We start from the raw sequence: 15,187 nt of genomic DNA, 5'->3' as shown, positions 1-15,187 counted from the left end.
CAGGTCGCCCGCTACGACCCCGACGCCCAACGCCGCACCCACACCGCGGTGCGGGGCCGTGATTTCACCATCGGCGCCTGTGACGACGACGCCGAAACCACCGCGGTGTGGGGGCGGCTGCTGGCCCACGACGCCGCCGTTGGGGGCCAGCGCATCACCGCGATGATCAACGGGGTCTGTGATGGTGATCCGCGCAGCGCCGGTGAACGCCGCTCGGATGCGGTCGGCGCGCTGTTCAACGGTAACGACACCCTGGCGTGTCGGTGCGGATCCCCGGCCTGCCCCACCGCGGGTGTGACACCCAAGTCGGATGTGGTGATCCGGGTGATCGCCGATCAAGCCGCCATCAACGACGCCACCGACCAACCCGCGGAGCCCACCGACAAACCCGACGGCACCGCCGACAACGACGCCACCGACCAACCCGAGGCCACCGCCCAATCCGCCACTGCCGCGTCGGGGCGGCGGCCGCGGTCGCCGGGCCTGCTGGTGGGCCACGGGGTGCTGCCCAATACGCTGCTGGCCGAAGCGATCCGCAACGGCGCCACCATCAAACCGATCCGGATGCCCGACGCCGCACCCGAGCCGCGGTATCGGCCCAGCGACGAGTTGGCCGAGTTCGTGCGCATGCGCGATCTGTTCTGCCGCTTCCCCGGCTGCACCGTGGCCGCCGACCGCTGCGACATCGACCACGTCATTCCCTGGCCTTTAGGCCCCACTCACCCGTCGAACTTGAACTGCAAATGCCGACGACATCATTTGATGAAAACGTTCTGGACCGGCATCGGCGGCTGGGCGGATAAGCAGCTGCCCGACGCCACTGTGATCTGGACGGCGCCCAGCGGGAAGACTTACACCACCCAACCCGGCAGCCGGCTGTTCTTCCCCACCTGGAACGTCACCACCACCGAACTCCCACCCGCGACAAAACCCCCACCCCACGCCGAACGTCGCGGCCTGATGATGCCCCGCCGACAACGCACCCGCACCGCCGACGAAGCCGCAGCAATCCAAGCCGAACGCAGGCTCAACGAAGTCGACATCCCGCCCTACTAGCGACCTGCGGGAATTTGCGATCACGCTGACCCGAACCACGGGTAAGGAATGCGGTCTTGCCAACTGCGTTAGACAGTTAAGTGATGTCCGCGCACGCCGTTGAAGAACTCCGCTTCGCCGCGGTCGACCAGGACGACCTCCTGGCCGAACCGCTGCTGGCGGAACTCGCGCTGGAGTATGCGAGCCGATACCGCGCCCCTGTCGAATCGGTGGCCAATTGGCTGCGCACCTATCCAGCCCACGAGTTCGCAGCACCCGGCGGGGCCATGCTGATCGGTCTGCGCGACGGCCGGCCCGTCACGGGCGGCGCGTTCCGGCGGTTCGACGCCGAAACCGCTGAGCTGAAGCGCATCTGGACCGACAGCGGGCATCGGCGGCGAGGCTACGCCAAGGCCCTGCTGGTCGAGTTGGAGAAGGAGATCGCCGCCCGGGGCTACACGCGTATCTATTTGACGACGGGCGACCGCCAACCCGAGGCAGAGGAGCTGTACCTCAGCACCGGCTACCAACGGCTCGACGAGCCGTTGGTAGCCGAGGGGGAGGTCTATCCCCTTGCTTTCCTGAAGACGTTGGTGCGCCGGTGAGCGAGCATCTACACCTGTCGGTCGCGCTCGACGGATACGGCTGGCATCCCGAGGCGTGGCGCCGAAGCCAGGACGCCGAGCCCGTCACCAGCGGCCGCTACTGGTCCGATCTCGCCGTCACCGCCGAACGCGGGCTGTTGGACTTCGTGACCTTCGACGACGCGCTCACCCCCCAGCGGCGCCGCCGCGCCGAGATCGAGCCGCGGTGGCTGGCAGGCAGGCCCGATGCGGTGCTGATCGCCTCGCGGGTCGCGCCAGTGACCCGACACATCGGGCTGATTCCGGTCGCCACCGTCACCCACACGGAGCCTTTCCACATCTCCAAAGCCATTGCCACGCTCGACTTCGTCTCCCATGGTCGGGCCGGCTGGCAGGTGCGGATCAGCAGTTCTGCACACGAGGCTGCGCTGTTCGGCCGCCGAGACGTCGCCGGGGTGGACCTGTTCGACGAGGCAAGCGACGTCGTCGAGGTGGTCCGCAGGTTGTGGGACAGCTGGGAGGACGACGCGGTGATCCGCGACGTCGCGACAGGCCGATTCGTCGACCGCGACAAGCTGCACTACATCGACTTCAGCGGAAAGTACTTCTCCGTCAAGGGGCCGTCGATCACCCCGCGGCCACCGCAGGGTCAACCCGTCGTCACCGCGCTCGCACATCAGCTGCCGGTCTACGAATTCGCCGCGCGCAGTGCGGATCTGGTGTTCATCACCCCCCACGACGACGACGGTGTAGCCACGATCCTCGGTGAGGTCCGGCAGGCAGGCGGCACCGACCTGAAGGTCTACGCCGACATCTTCGTCTCGTTCTCCGGGGCCGTCGACACCCGGTCCGACGCTGTGATCTTCGACGGCGCACCCGCCGAACTGGTGAATCTGCTGACCCGCTGGCGGCGGTTGGGCCTCGACGGCTTCCGGCTGCGGCCCGCCGTGAACGCCACCGACCTTCCGGTGATCGTCGACGAGGTGGTGCCGCTTCTGCAGCAGGCGGATCTGTTTCGCACCGCCTACGGCGACGGCGAAACTCTGCGCGAACGCCTCGCCCTTCCCGTCGCCGACAACCGCTATGTCAGGGTGGAGCCGACATGACGATCCCACTGTCGATCCTCGACCTGTCGCCGATCAGCGAAGGTAGCGACGTTGCGACCGCGCTGCGCAACACCATCGATCTGGCTCAGCACGCCGAGCAGTGGGGGTACAAGCGCTACTGGATCGCCGAGCACCACTTCGTCGCGGTGGCCAGCTCGTCGCCCGCCGTACTGATCGGCCAGATCGCGGCCGCCACCGAACGCATCCGCGTCGGCGCCGGTGCTGTGCAGTTGGGCCACACCACGGCCGCTTCCGTCGTCGAAGGCTTCGGCATGCTCGACGCGTTCTATCCCGGTCGCATCGACCTCGGGGTGGGCCGGTCCGGGCAGCGGCGCCGCGAGGCGGCCAAGAAACCCACCGACGAGCCCAAGCCGAAGCGTGAGCTGCCGACGGAATGGCGCGATATCGGTGGCGTGGTCGTGCCGCCGCCGTTCGACATGCGCACGATCATCACCGACCAGCTTCGCGCGCAGATGTCGATCCTGCAGCAGCCCGAGGCGGTTTCGCCGGACTTCGGCGACCAGGTCGACGACATCCTGGCCATGTTGCACGGCTGCTACCGGGTGAAAGACTTCGACCTGCATGCGGTGCCCGGCGAACGAACCAGCCTGACGCCGTTGGTATTCGGCAGCAGCAAGGGGCAGAGCGCGCAGGTGGCAGGCGCCAACGGCCTGCCGTTCGTGGCCAGCTACCACATCACCCCCGCCACGGCTCTTGACGCTGTCGACGCCTACCGAAGCGCGTTCACCCCCTCTACGACGCTGTTGGAGCCGTACGTGGTGGTCTCCGCCGATGTCGTGGTGGCCGACGACACCGAAACCGCGCAACACCTCGCCTCCACGTATGGCCACTGGGTGTACTCCATCCGGAAGGGTGGCGGCGCGGTACCGTATCCCGACCCCGACACCGCCGAACCGCTCACCGACGAGCAGGCCGAAGTTGTCAAGGACCGCACCGCAACGCAATTCGTCGGCGATCCCGACCAGGTGGCGGAGAAGCTGGAGACGCTGCAACGCGTCACCGGCGCCGACGAACTCGTCATCACCTCCGTAACGCACCGGCACGCCGATCGCCTGCGGTCCCACGAGCTCATCGCCAAACGATGGGGGATCTGATGGTTGCTGTCCGAGAAGGCAAGCACCGCAAGCCTATTCATCTCGCCGCCCACTTTCCCGGCGTCAACAACACCACGGTGTGGTCGGCCCCCGAGTCGGGCAGCCAGATCGAGTTCGACTCGTTCGTGCACATGGCGCGCACCGCGGAGCGCGGCCGTTTCGACTTCTTCTTCCTCGCCGAGGGCCTGCGGCTGCGCGAACACCGCGGTCGCATCCACGACCTCGACGTCGTCGGTCGGCCCGATACCTTCACGGTGCTGGCGGCGCTGGCCGCGGTCACCGACCGCCTCGGCCTGACAGGCACCATCAACACCACGTTCAATGAACCGTTCGAGGTGGCACGGCAATTCGCCACCCTCGACCACCTGTCCGACGGCCGCGCAGGCTGGAACATTGTCACCTCATCGGACGCGTTCACCGGCGAGAACTTCCGCAGGGGCGGATTCCTGGACCACGCCGACCGCTACAAGCGGGCCGAGGAGTTCGTCATCGTGGCGCGCGAGTTCTGGGACAGCTGGGCACCCGACGCCGTGGTCGTCGATCGGGACAGCGGCGTTTATGTTGACCCGGCCCGGGTGCGTGCGGTCGAACATCGTGGACCGCAGTTCGACGTTCGCGGGGTAAGCACGCTGCCGCGTGCGCCGCAGGGCCATCCCGTCCTGCTGCAGGCGGGTGACTCCGCCGACGGACGCGCGTTCCTGGCCCGCTACGCCGACGCGGCGTTCACCATGCACTCGACGCTGGAGGCGGGACAGTCCTACTACGCGGACGTCAAACAACAGGCGGCGTCCTACGGCCGAGATCCCGACCGGCTCAAGGTCTTTCCGGCGGCCACGTTCGTGCTGGGCGATACGCAGGCCGACGCGGTCGAGAAGGCCCGCCATATCCGGCGTCAGCAGGTCGGCCCGCAGACCGCTATCGCGATGCTCGAACAGGTTTGGCAGCGCGACCTTTCGGGCTATGACCCCGACGGTCCGCTGCCCGATGTCGAACCGGCCGACGACCCGACCATCACCCAGGGCCGAGTCCGGCACGGCGACCCGAAGGCCGTCGCGGCCAGCTGGCGGGAGCGCGCGCAGGCCGACAACCTCAGCATCCGTGAGCTGGTGATCGCGGTGACCAGCCGCCAGCAGTTCGTCGGCACACCCGCCCAGGTCGCCGACGAGATCGACCTGCACATTCAGGCCGACGCCTGCGACGGCTTCATCCTCGTCCCGCACCTGACCCCGCACGGGCTCGATGAATTCGTCGACCGGGTGGTGCCGTTGCTGCAGGAGCGCGGCGCATTCCGAACCGAATACGCCGGCCACACCCTGCGCGACCACCTTTGCCTATAGGCTTGGTCGAGGCTGTCGCACAGTGCGGCGGGAGCGTGGTGGGGTGCAGATTTCGCAGACGACCGTAGGGTGGCTGCTCTTTGCCGCCGCCGGCTTGACGCTGGCCGCCGGACTGGTGCTGCGGTCGTTGATCGGCCGACGGCGCGAAGCCACGGACGACGCCGATCTCGACGACAAGATCCTGATGCCGACCTTCGTGGTGTGCTGCGGGCTGTGTCTGACCGCGATCTTCCTGCTTGGCTACGAAGCGCTCGCCTAACGCGGCGTGGCTTGAACCACCGCTTCGCGGATCGGACCCCGCCACACCGGGCCGTGACCGGGCACAAGCACGTCGGTCTCCAGCATCGCCAGCGCGGCCAGGCTCCGCACACAGCCGTCCTGGTCGTGATTGAACACCTTGTGCAGCAGCTGAGGGCCGCCGCGGCTGGCGACCGGGTGCCCCGTCACCAGCGCATCGCCGCTGACCAGCACGCCGTCGACGACGAACGAGCAGTGCCCACCCGTGTGTCCCGGGCTGGGGATGGCCATTGGAGCGCCGGGGAGCCCGGCGGCGACGTCGCCGGTCAGTGCCTGCGCGGTCGGGATGCCCTCGTGCGTGAACGCTCCCTTGCGACTGATCGCCACCGACCACTTCAACCAGCGCGGTTGCCAGGCATGCGTGGCCACCTGCAAAGGCGATGCCTGCTCCAGGTATTCGCGCTTGGCGTGACCCACCTCCTCGGCATGGCAATACACAGGTGTGCCATGGGTTTTCGCGAACCATATCGCCGAGCCGAAATGATCGATGTGGGCATGGGTCAACAAAATCGCGCGTAGGTCGTCGGCGCCGAAGCCGAGGTGGCGCAGCGAGGCCAGCACGTCGTCGCGGCTGCCGGGAAAGCCCGCGTCGATCAGGATGACGCCGGTGTCGTCGGCGACGAGCGTCCAGTTGACCAGGTCGGTGTGTGCGAAATGCACACTGTCGGTGATGGCGTTGATATCCAGTGCCATCTGCCGAGTGTATGAGGGTGGAGTAGAAACGAAGAGCGGGCATGTGAGGAGCAAAAGGAAACCATGGACTTGAAACTCGGATACAAGGCGTCGGCGGAACAGTTCGCGCCGCGTGAACTCGTCGAACTGGCCGTCGAGGCCGAAGCGCACGGAATGGACAGCGCCACGGTCAGCGACCATTTCCAGCCGTGGCGACACGAGGGCGGCCACGCGCCGTTCTCCCTGGCCTGGATGACCGCGGTGGGCGAGCGCACCAAGCGCCTGGTCCTCGGCACCTCGGTGCTGACCCCGACGTTCCGGTACAACCCCGCCGTCATCGCCCAGGCGTTCGCGACGATGGGCTGCCTGTATCCGGACCGCATCTTCCTCGGCGTGGGCACAGGCGAGTCCCTCAACGAGATCGCCACCGGCTACCAGGGCGAGTGGCCCGAGTTCAAGGAGCGCTACGCGCGGCTGCGCGAGTCGGTGAAGTTGATGCGCGAGCTGTGGCTCGGCGACCGCGTCGACTTCGATGGCGAGTACTACAAGACCAAGGGCGCGTCCATCTACGACGTCCCGGAGGGCGGCATCCCGATCTACATCGCAGCGGGCGGACCGCAGGTGGCCAAGTACGCGGGCCGCGCGGGCGACGGCTTCATCTGCACCTCCGGCAAGGGCGAGGAGCTGTACAAGGACAAGCTCATCCCCGCCATGAGGGAGGGTGCAGAGGCGGCGGGCCGCAACCCCGACGACGTCGACCGGATGATCGAGATCAAGATCTCCTACGACACCGATCCCGAGGCGGCGCTGGAGAACACCCGGTTCTGGGCCCCGTTGTCGCTGACCGCCGAGCAGAAGACCAACATCCACGACCCGCTCGAGATGGAGAAGGCCGCCGACGAGCTGCCCATCGAGCAGGTCGCCAAGCGGTGGATCGTGGCATCGGACCCCGACGAGGCGGTCGAGAAGGTCGGCCAGTACGTGAAGTGGGGCCTCAACCATCTGGTTTTCCACGCGCCCGGCCACGACCAGCGCCGCTTCCTCGAGCTCTTTGCCAAGGATCTGGAGCCCCGGCTGCGCCGGCTCGGCTGATACGTTGGCGGCGTGCCCAGCGGGATTTACATCGCTTCGCCAGAGGGCGACACCGGCAAGTCGACGATCGCGCTCGGCATCCTGCACCGGCTCGCCGCCACCGTCGCCAAGGTCGGGGTGTTCCGGCCGATCACGCGGTTGGGCGAGGACCGAGACTACATCCTGGAACTGCTGCTAGCGCACACCACGGCGGGCCTGTCCTACGAGCAGTGCGTCGGCGTGAGTTATCAACAGCTGCACGACGATCCGGACGCGGCGATCGCCGACATCGTCGACCGTTTCCACGAGGTGGCCGACCGCTGCGATGCCGTGGTGATCGTCGGCAGCGACTACACCGACGTCACCACCCCCAGCGAGCTGGACACCAATGCCCGCATCGCCGCCAACCTCGGCGCGCCGATCGTGCTGTCGGTCAAGGCGAGAGACCGCACTCCCGCCGAGGTGGCACAGGTCGTGGAGCTGTGTCTCGTCGAGATCGCCGGGCAGCACGCCCACACCGCGGCCGTGGTGGCCAATCGATGCGAGCCGTCGCAGATGGCGGCCGTCGCCGACGCGCTCAAGAGCCTCACGCCGAAGGCGTACGTGCTGCCGGAAGAGCCACTTCTGGATGCGCCCGCGGTCGGTGACCTTGCGCGTGCCGTCGACGGCGTCATCGTCAGCGGCGACGCCGAGCTGCTCAGGCGCGAGGCGATGGGAGTGCTCGTCGCGGGCATGACCGCCGAGCACGTGCTGGAAAGGCTCACCGACGGTGTCGCGGTCATCACCCCTGGCGACCGCTCCGACGTCGTGCTTGCGGTGGTCAGCGCCCATGCCGCCGAGGGCTTTCCGTCGTTGTCGTGCATCATCCTCAACGGCGGGCTCGAGCTGCACCCGTCGGTCGCGGCGCTGGTGTCCGGGCTGAACCAGCGGCTGCCCATCATCGCCACCACGCTCGGCACGTTCGAAACTGCCAGCAAGGTCGCAGCCACCCGCGGCCGTGTCACCGCCTCGTCGCATCGCAAGATCGACACCGCCATCGAACTGATGGACACCTACGTCGACACCGCGGATCTGCTTGCGCAGCTTGCCATCCCGATTCCGACGGTCGTCACGCCGCAGATGTTCACCTACCAGCTGCTGGACCGGGCACGAGCCGATCGCAAGCGCATCGTGCTGCCGGAGGGCGAGGACGACCGCATCCTCAAGGCCGCGGGGCGACTGCTGCAGCGCAATGTCGCCGAGCTGACCATCCTCGGCGACGAGCCGCAGATCCGGGCCCGCTCGGCCGAGTTGGGTGTCGACCTGTCCGATGCGAAGGTGCTCAACCCGCGGACCAGTGAGCTGTGCGACCGGTTCGCCGAACAATACGCCGAGCTGCGCAAGCACAAGGGCGTGACCGTCGAGCAGGCGCGCGAGACCATCCATGACGTCTCCTATTTCGGCACCATGCTCGTGCACAACGACATGGTCGACGGGATGGTCTCCGGCGCGATGCACACCACCGCGCACACCGTTCGGCCCGCGTTCGAGATCATCAAGACCCAGCCCGGCATCACCACCGTGTCCAGCATCTTCCTGATGTGCCTCGCCGACAGGGTGCTCGCCTACGGAGACTGCGCGATCGTGCCCGACCCGACGTCCGAGCAGCTGGCCGATATCGCGATTTCGTCGGCGCGCACCTCCGCGCAGTTCGGCATCGAGCCGCGGGTGGCCATGCTGTCCTACTCGACCGGAACGTCAGGAACCGGCGCCGACGTCGACAAGGTAAGGGCGGCAACGGAACTGGTGCGGCAGCGGGAGCCCGATCTGCTGGTGGACGGGCCGATCCAGTACGATGCGGCCGTCGATCCGACGACGGCGGCATCCAAGATGCCCGACTCGAAGGTGGCGGGCAGGGCGACGGTGCTGATTTTTCCGGACCTCAATACCGGCAACAACACCTACAAGGCGGTGCAACGAAGCGCAGGTGCCATCGCGATCGGCCCGGTCCTGCAGGGATTGAAGAAGCCGGTCAACGACCTGTCACGCGGCGCGCTGATCGAGGACATCGTCAACACCGTGGCGATCACTGCGATCCAGGCACAAGGCAAGTGATGTCCGCTTCGCCCGCGGTACTCGTCATCAACTCCGGTTCGTCGTCATTGAAATACGCTGTTGTCGAACCGGACTCGGGAACGATGGTGGCCGACGGGATCGTCGAGCGGATCGGCGACGGGCCGATTGCCGACCACGGCGCGGCACTGCAGGAGGCGTTGCGGCAGCTCGCAGAATCCGGTCGGCCGCTTGAGGCTCTCCCGCTGGTCGCCGTAGGCCACCGCGTCGTGCACGGCGGGCCGGACCTCTACGAGCCGACGCTGATCGACGATGCGCTGATAGCCGAACTGGAGGAACTCGCCCCGCTGGCACCACTGCACAACCCGCCCGCCGTGCTCGGCATCCGTGTCGCCCGCGAAGCGCTGCCCGACCTTCCGCACGTCGCCGTGTTCGACACCGCGTTCTTCCATGATCTGCCACCGGCAGCGGCGACGTACGCCATCGACCGGGATATCGCGCGGCAGTGGCACATTCGTCGCTACGGGTTCCACGGCACGTCGCATTCCTACGTCAGCGAACAGGCCGCGGCGTTCCTGGACAGACCACTGGAGTCGCTCAACCAGATCGTGCTGCACCTTGGCAACGGCGCCTCGGCCTCCGCGATCGCCCACGGTAGACCCGTCGACACGTCTATGGGCCTGACGCCGATGGAGGGCCTGGTGATGGGCACCAGGTCGGGCGACATCGATCCTGGCATCATCAGCTATCTGTCGCGCACCGCAGGGATGAGCGTCGAGGACATCGAGACGATGCTCAACAAGCGCTCCGGCGTGCTCGGCCTCGGCGGCGCGATCGACTTCCGCGTGCTGCACAAACAGATCGAATCCGGTGATGGCGCAGCACAGTTGGCCTACGACGTCTACATCCACCGGTTGCGTCGCTACATCGGCGGCTATCTGGCACTGCTCGGCGATACGGACGTCATCACCTTCACCGCGGGGGTCGGCGAGAACGACGCGACCGTGCGCCGCGACGCGCTCGCCGGCCTGACCACCCTCGGCATCGACATCGACGACCGCCTCAACGAGAACCCCGACAGAAGCGCGCGGCGGATCTCAGCGGAGACATCTCGCACGGCGGTGCTGGTGATCCCGACCGACGAGGAGCTCGCGATCGCGCAGGCCTGCGTGCGGGTGATCGGCGAGTGAGCGGACCCGACGCCCGGGCGGCTTATGATGCGGTCGCGACAGCATACGACGCGGCGTTCGCCGATGAACTTGATGCCAAGCCCCTGGATCGTGCGCTTCTTACGTCCTTCGCGGAACTGGCGAGCTCCGGGACCATTTGCGACATTGGTTGTGGCCCCGGGCATGTCACTTGCTTCCTAGCAGGACGCCACGCGGACGTTGTCGGCATCGATCTGTCTCCGGCGATGGTTGAGATTGCGCGTCAACGTGCCCCCGACCTCAGTTTCACGGTGGGTTCGATTCTGGACCTGCCGGTCGCCGATGACGCCTGGGCGGGTGCAGTGTCGCTGTATTCGATCATCCACCTGACACCTTCCGACCGCACAACGGCATGCCGTGAATTCGCCAGGGTGATACGGCCGGGGGGATGGCTTCTGTTGGCCTTCCATGTCGACAGCCCCGAGTTCGCCGTCGGCGCTGTCAATCACCTCACGAGCTGGTTGGGCCAACGGGTGGAACTCGACGGCTACTTCCTTGACCCCGACGACGTAAGCGCGCAGCTTGAGGCGGCCGGATTCACCGTGAAGGCGCGGTTGGAACGAGAGCCCATTGACGGTGTGGAATACCCCAGCCGTCGCTGTTACCTGCTTGCCGAGCGCTGACCGCAATCAGGTCAAAAGACTGTGCGACGACGGTGCTAGTTGTTCCGGCCGACGAGGAATGGTCGATCGCGCGCGCCTGCGGCCACCTCGTCGAGGACCGACTGCGAGTCCTCGACCGGCAGGCTGCCGTCCGGATCGCATATCGCCAATAGGCGGCGCAGTTGCCTGCCCGCACGCAGAGCCCAGCTCACCTCGTACCGGCAGCAGATCACGTTGATGTTGTGCAGCGCCGCGAAGCCGGCAGTGCCGAAGAAGTCGACGAGCCGGAGGTCGAGCTCGAGGCGCGCAGACCCGGCGACCCGGCCCTCGATATACCGCGCCAGCGCGCGGCCGTTGGTTGCATCGACATCGCCCTCGACGGTGACGAGCAGGGTGGACGGGCGCTTATGGCAGGCGGAGAAGACCGCGCGCCCGTTTTCCTCGCGAAGATCGAGTGCCCTGGGATCGATGCGGAACACTCGACTGGTGCCTATATCGGTCATCTGACCTCCCTCAGCCGAACCTGGTGTCGCTGTGGGTGGCTGTTAACTCAACCTGAACAGCAGATTACTACGTATTTCGTCGGGCGGCGATACCCCAATTTTCAGCGGCCGACCTGGTCTTTATCCTGTTCGGCGGGGTACGGATCAGGCTTCTAGTCCGACGCGCGCTTCTTGACGACTGATTTCGCATCGCTGACCTTGGCGAGTCGCAACGCGATCAACACGTCGGCGAAGGTGATGAACAGGCCCCACCAGTACATCCACTTGAGCGTGGGGTCCGGTTGCGACATGAAGTAACCGATCAGAAAGATCGGCCCGACGATGCCGAAGACGAACATCATCGCCTGAATGACGAGGTAGCGCTTGAACGTCTCCACCGACGCGATTCTAAAAGGTACTGGTCGGCCGCACGCTGTTGGCGAGGTCGACCAGCGCGTACCGGTGGGCCTGCGTCGGTGCCACCCGGGCCAGTCCACGCAGCGAGGCTTCCACGCCGAGTTGCAGGCCGTGCTCGGTGAACGGGAAGCCGAGAATGTGGTTGGTGCTGGCGGTGTTATCGGCCAGCCAGTCCATCGCGGTGCCCAGGACCAGGGCCCGAATCTGCAGCACCCGCGGTTCCGAGTCGGGTAGCGCCTCCACTCGTCGGGCGGCGTCGCGGATGTGCTGTTCGGTGATCTCGGTCATCGAGCGACCAGACAGCAGGGTCACCGCACTAGTGAGCCGCGCCGTCGTGAAATGCCTTGAGGTGGCGGGCACTTGGTCAAGGGTGCGCACGGCACCGTCCCGATCGCCACCCGCCGACTGCGCGCGGGCGAGGCCGAAGCCCGCTGAGATCACGCCGTTGTCGGTACACCACACCGTGTTATAGAACTTGCGCTCGTCGGCGCTTCCGGCCAGCTCGGCCGTCGCCGCCAGCGCCAGTTTGGGCGCCAGCTCGCCGGGCAGGGTATCGAGCACCTCGGTGAAATGCTTTGTGGCCGAATCGTAGTCGGCGGTCAGCACCTCGGACACCGCGCGGAACCAGACCAGCCGCCACCGCCAGCCCACCCGGTCCGCCAGGTCATCGAGCTTGCGGGTGGCCTTGGCGACGTCGCCGAGGTCCAGCAGCGCCCGCACCTCCATCAACGGCAGCTCCACCGACTCCGACAGGTCGACGCCCTCCGAATCGAGCGTGCCGTGGCGTGCGGCCCGCAGCGAGTCCAGCGTCTGCACCGGCTGGCTCAGCACGGCGGCCGACAACACCGCGGCGCCGACGTCGGTCCGGTCGAGCAGCGGCACCTGCAGCGCCTTGACGATCTCCTGCGCCGTCAGCTTCTCCGAGTGCACCTGCCCGTCGAGGTACACATCGGTGTGCGCGACGAGAAGGTCGACGCCGAACGTCGACCGCGACGGGCTGAACACGGTCGACAGGCCGGGCCGAGGCGCCTTGCTGTCCTGGGCGACCACCTCGCGCAGCACGCCGAGAAGCTGGCTCGTCATCTCCTCTGAGCTGCCGAACCGGCGTCGCGGATCGGGATCTATCGCCCTTCGCAACAGCCTGCCGAACGAGTCGTACTCCGTCAGCACCGGATCGTCTTCCGGCAGACCCTCGACGTAGCGGCCCTTCCGGGTGCGCAGATTGAGCGTCAGCGACGCCAGCGTGCGGCCGACGGTGTAGATGTCGGTGGCTATCGTCGGGCCCGTCCGCACGATCTCGGGTGCCTGGTAACCCGGTGTGCCGTAAAGGTATCCGAACGAGTTGAGCCGCGACACCGCGCCGAGGTCGATCAGCTTGAGCTGATCCTCGGTGATCATGATGTTCTCTGGCTTGAGATCGTTGTACGCCAGCCCGATCGAATGCAGATAGCCAAGCGCAGGCAGGATCTCGAGCATGTAGCCGATGCCCTCGGCCACCGGAAGCTTGTCGCCCCTGGCCTGCTTGAGCGACTTTCCGCCGACGTACTCCATCACGATGTAGCCGACGGGATTGCCGTGCTGGTCTGGATGTTCGACGAAGTTGTAGATCTTGACGATTCCCGGGTGTGTCACCTCGGCGAGGAACTGACGCTCGGCCATCGCGATCTTCTGGGCTTCGGCGTCGCCGGAGTGCACAAGGCCCTTGAGCACGACGGGCCGTTCGTTGACGTTGTGGTCGAAAGCCAGATACACCCAGCCGAGCCCGCCGTGGGCGATGCAGCCCTTGATCTCGTACTGGTCGGCGACCATATCGCCAGGAGCCAGCTGAGGCAGGAACGAGTACGCGCTGCCGCAGTGCGGACACCAGCCCTCCGAAAGCGCCTTGCCGTCGGACGACGACCTGCCGACCGGCTTCCCGCAGTTCCAACAGAACCGTTTCGACTCCGCCACAACGGGATTGGTCATCAGCGCGGACAGCGGGTCGATCTCGCGCACCCGCGGGATCTCCACCAGCCCGCCGCCGAGCCGCCGGGTCGGCGACAGCGCCCGCGTCATCGTGGTCGCGTGGTCCTCGGGTTCGGTTTCGGCCATGCCGACCGAGACGCCGTCCGAGTCGTCGAAGTGTGGCCGGAACACGGCCTGCGTCGCCATCGGCCGCACCGTCGACGCGGAATCCGCGTCGAGTTCCTCGAGTTCCTCGAGGCTGGCCGGTTGGGTACCGGGATCTTCGAATCCCTCTGCCGTGGTCATCAGTCCGAATACCTCGGAACCGGCGGTGCGGGCGGCGGCCCGAGCACGGTCAACCACTTGCGGTACAACGTGCTCCACGTGCCGTCACGGCGGATGCGGTCCAGCGTGCCGTTCACGAACCGGACAAGCCCGGTGTTCTCCAGGTTGATGCCGATGCCGTACGGCTCCTCGTTCATGCTGGGCCCGACGATGTGCAGATATGGGTCCTGTGCCACCAGCCCGGCCAGAATTGAGTCGTCCGTGCTGACCGCGTCGACCTGCCGCTGCTGCAGTGCCACCAGACAGTCGGCCCACGTCACCACCTCGATGACGATCGGCGACGGGTTGATCTCCTGGATCCGCTGCAGCGAAGTGGTGCCCTTGACCGCGCAGACCCGCTTACCCCCGAGGTCGCTCGCCTGCGCGATCGGCGAGTCGCGTGGCGCCAGGATCCGTTGGTTGGCAACGAGGTACACCGTCGAGAAGTTGACCAGCTTCTTGCGTTCACACGTGATGCTCATGGTCTTGACGACGATGTCTACCTGGTTGTTCTGCAGTGCCGCAACACGATCGGCCGACGACAGGATGCGGTACTCGACCTGAGACGGGGTGCCGAAGATGTCGCGCGCCACCTCGCCTGCGATGTCGACGTCGAATCCGGTGATCTCGCCGGTGATCGGGTCGCGGAAACTGAAAAGGTTGCTGCCGATATCGAGTCCGACGATGAGCCGCCCGCGGGCCTTGATAGTGGCGACGGCGTCTTCTGCCTGCGCGCGGTTACCGAACGGCCGCAGGCTCGCGGTCAAATCGCAGTCGTCGTCGGTGTCCTCCTGCGGCGGCACCAACTCCGGCGCCAGCTCCTCCATGCCCGCGGGTGTCGGCGGGACCAGCGTGAGGGTGGGCGTCGGCGCCACCCCGTCCGCCCGGCCGCAACCCGCAAGCACGGTCACCATGGCGACCGCGACGCAGAAGATCCTGAA

At 66.7% G+C, this 15,187-nt stretch carries 15 protein-coding genes; 10 read left to right on the top strand and 5 right to left on the bottom strand.

Going from position 1 to position 15,187, the window contains the following annotated elements; translation table 11 throughout:
• The 6 genes from D6M19_RS20680 to D6M19_RS20655 form a co-directional block, all read left to right on the top strand.
• Positions 1–1,056: HNH endonuclease signature motif containing protein (locus tag D6M19_RS20680; RefSeq protein ID WP_164478597.1), on the top strand; the 1,056-nt coding region annotated here is incomplete at its 5' end.
• 83 nt (positions 1,057–1,139) lie between these two features.
• The gene (locus D6M19_RS20675; protein WP_123027122.1) at positions 1,140–1,640 is read left to right on the top strand and encodes a GNAT family N-acetyltransferase; all 501 of its coding nucleotides are present in this window, start codon (positions 1,140–1,142) and stop codon (positions 1,638–1,640) included.
• On the top strand, positions 1,637–2,725 hold the full coding sequence (locus D6M19_RS20670; RefSeq protein ID WP_123027121.1) for an LLM class flavin-dependent oxidoreductase: 1,089 nt from the start codon (positions 1,637–1,639) through the stop codon (positions 2,723–2,725). The genes D6M19_RS20675 and D6M19_RS20670 overlap by 4 nt, the downstream gene beginning before the upstream one ends.
• Entirely contained in the window at positions 2,722–3,840 is a 1,119-nt protein-coding gene (locus D6M19_RS20665) for an LLM class flavin-dependent oxidoreductase (RefSeq protein ID WP_123027120.1), read from the top strand. The genes D6M19_RS20670 and D6M19_RS20665 overlap by 4 nt, the downstream gene beginning before the upstream one ends.
• On the top strand, positions 3,840–5,177 hold the full coding sequence (locus D6M19_RS20660) for an NtaA/DmoA family FMN-dependent monooxygenase (RefSeq protein WP_407665381.1): 1,338 nt from the start codon (positions 3,840–3,842) through the stop codon (positions 5,175–5,177). The genes D6M19_RS20665 and D6M19_RS20660 overlap by 1 nt, the downstream gene beginning before the upstream one ends.
• Positions 5,178–5,220: 43 nt before the next feature.
• Positions 5,221–5,436 (top strand): hypothetical protein, encoded by a 216-nt coding sequence (locus tag D6M19_RS20655; RefSeq protein ID WP_123027118.1) that lies wholly within the window; start codon positions 5,221–5,223, stop codon positions 5,434–5,436.
• On the opposite strand, the gene D6M19_RS20650 is transcribed toward D6M19_RS20655, so the two are convergent.
• Positions 5,433–6,167 (bottom strand): MBL fold metallo-hydrolase, encoded by a 735-nt coding sequence (locus D6M19_RS20650; RefSeq protein WP_123027117.1) that lies wholly within the window; start codon positions 6,165–6,167, stop codon positions 5,433–5,435. The genes D6M19_RS20655 and D6M19_RS20650 overlap by 4 nt on opposite strands.
• Before the next feature lie 63 nt (positions 6,168–6,230).
• On the opposite strand from D6M19_RS20650, the gene fgd reads away from it, so the two are divergent.
• Genes fgd through D6M19_RS20630 form a run of 4 tightly spaced genes read left to right on the top strand, consistent with a single transcriptional unit; the run spans position 6,231 to position 11,100 of the window.
• Positions 6,231–7,238, top strand: a complete 1,008-nt coding sequence (fgd, locus tag D6M19_RS20645) for a glucose-6-phosphate dehydrogenase (coenzyme-F420) (protein ID WP_123027116.1) — start codon at positions 6,231–6,233, stop codon at positions 7,236–7,238.
• A gap of 12 nt (positions 7,239–7,250) precedes the next feature.
• Positions 7,251–9,311 carry a phosphate acetyltransferase gene (gene pta / locus D6M19_RS20640; RefSeq protein WP_123027115.1) on the top strand — a complete coding sequence of 687 codons (2,061 nt, stop codon included), beginning with the start codon at positions 7,251–7,253 and terminating at the stop codon, positions 9,309–9,311.
• Entirely contained in the window at positions 9,311–10,459 is a 1,149-nt protein-coding gene (locus tag D6M19_RS20635) for an acetate kinase (protein WP_123027114.1), read from the top strand. The genes pta and D6M19_RS20635 overlap by 1 nt, the downstream gene beginning before the upstream one ends.
• Positions 10,456–11,100 (top strand): class I SAM-dependent methyltransferase, encoded by a 645-nt coding sequence (locus D6M19_RS20630; protein ID WP_123027113.1) that lies wholly within the window; start codon positions 10,456–10,458, stop codon positions 11,098–11,100. The genes D6M19_RS20635 and D6M19_RS20630 overlap by 4 nt, the downstream gene beginning before the upstream one ends.
• A 35-nt stretch (positions 11,101–11,135) precedes the next feature.
• On the opposite strand, the gene D6M19_RS20625 is transcribed toward D6M19_RS20630, so the two are convergent.
• The 4 genes from D6M19_RS20625 to D6M19_RS20610 all read right to left on the bottom strand — a co-directional run bounded on the left by D6M19_RS20625 (position 11,136) and on the right by D6M19_RS20610 (position 15,160).
• The gene (locus D6M19_RS20625; protein WP_123027112.1) at positions 11,136–11,582 is read right to left on the bottom strand and encodes an STAS domain-containing protein; all 447 of its coding nucleotides are present in this window, start codon (positions 11,580–11,582) and stop codon (positions 11,136–11,138) included.
• A 152-nt stretch (positions 11,583–11,734) separates the two neighbouring features.
• Positions 11,735–11,959: a hypothetical protein gene (locus D6M19_RS20620; RefSeq protein ID WP_164478596.1), complete on the bottom strand. Its 225-nt coding sequence runs from the start codon at positions 11,957–11,959 to the stop codon at positions 11,735–11,737.
• Between the two features lie 10 nt (positions 11,960–11,969).
• A complete protein-coding gene (locus tag D6M19_RS20615) occupies positions 11,970–14,228 on the bottom strand; it encodes a serine/threonine-protein kinase PknG (RefSeq protein WP_123027139.1) in 2,259 nt (752 codons plus the stop codon).
• Positions 14,228–15,160: a glutamate ABC transporter substrate-binding protein gene (locus tag D6M19_RS20610; protein WP_407665382.1), complete on the bottom strand. Its 933-nt coding sequence runs from the start codon at positions 15,158–15,160 to the stop codon at positions 14,228–14,230. The genes D6M19_RS20615 and D6M19_RS20610 overlap by 1 nt, the downstream gene beginning before the upstream one ends.
• Between the last annotated feature and the right edge of the window lie 27 nt (positions 15,161–15,187).

The sequence above is a fragment of the Mycolicibacterium stellerae genome (assembly GCF_003719305.1).
GTDB classification, from domain to species: Bacteria; Actinomycetota; Actinomycetes; order Mycobacteriales; family Mycobacteriaceae; genus Mycobacterium; species Mycobacterium stellerae.
The sequence above is the reverse complement of the archived record's forward strand: the minus strand, read 5'-3'. Positions and strand labels throughout refer to the sequence as shown.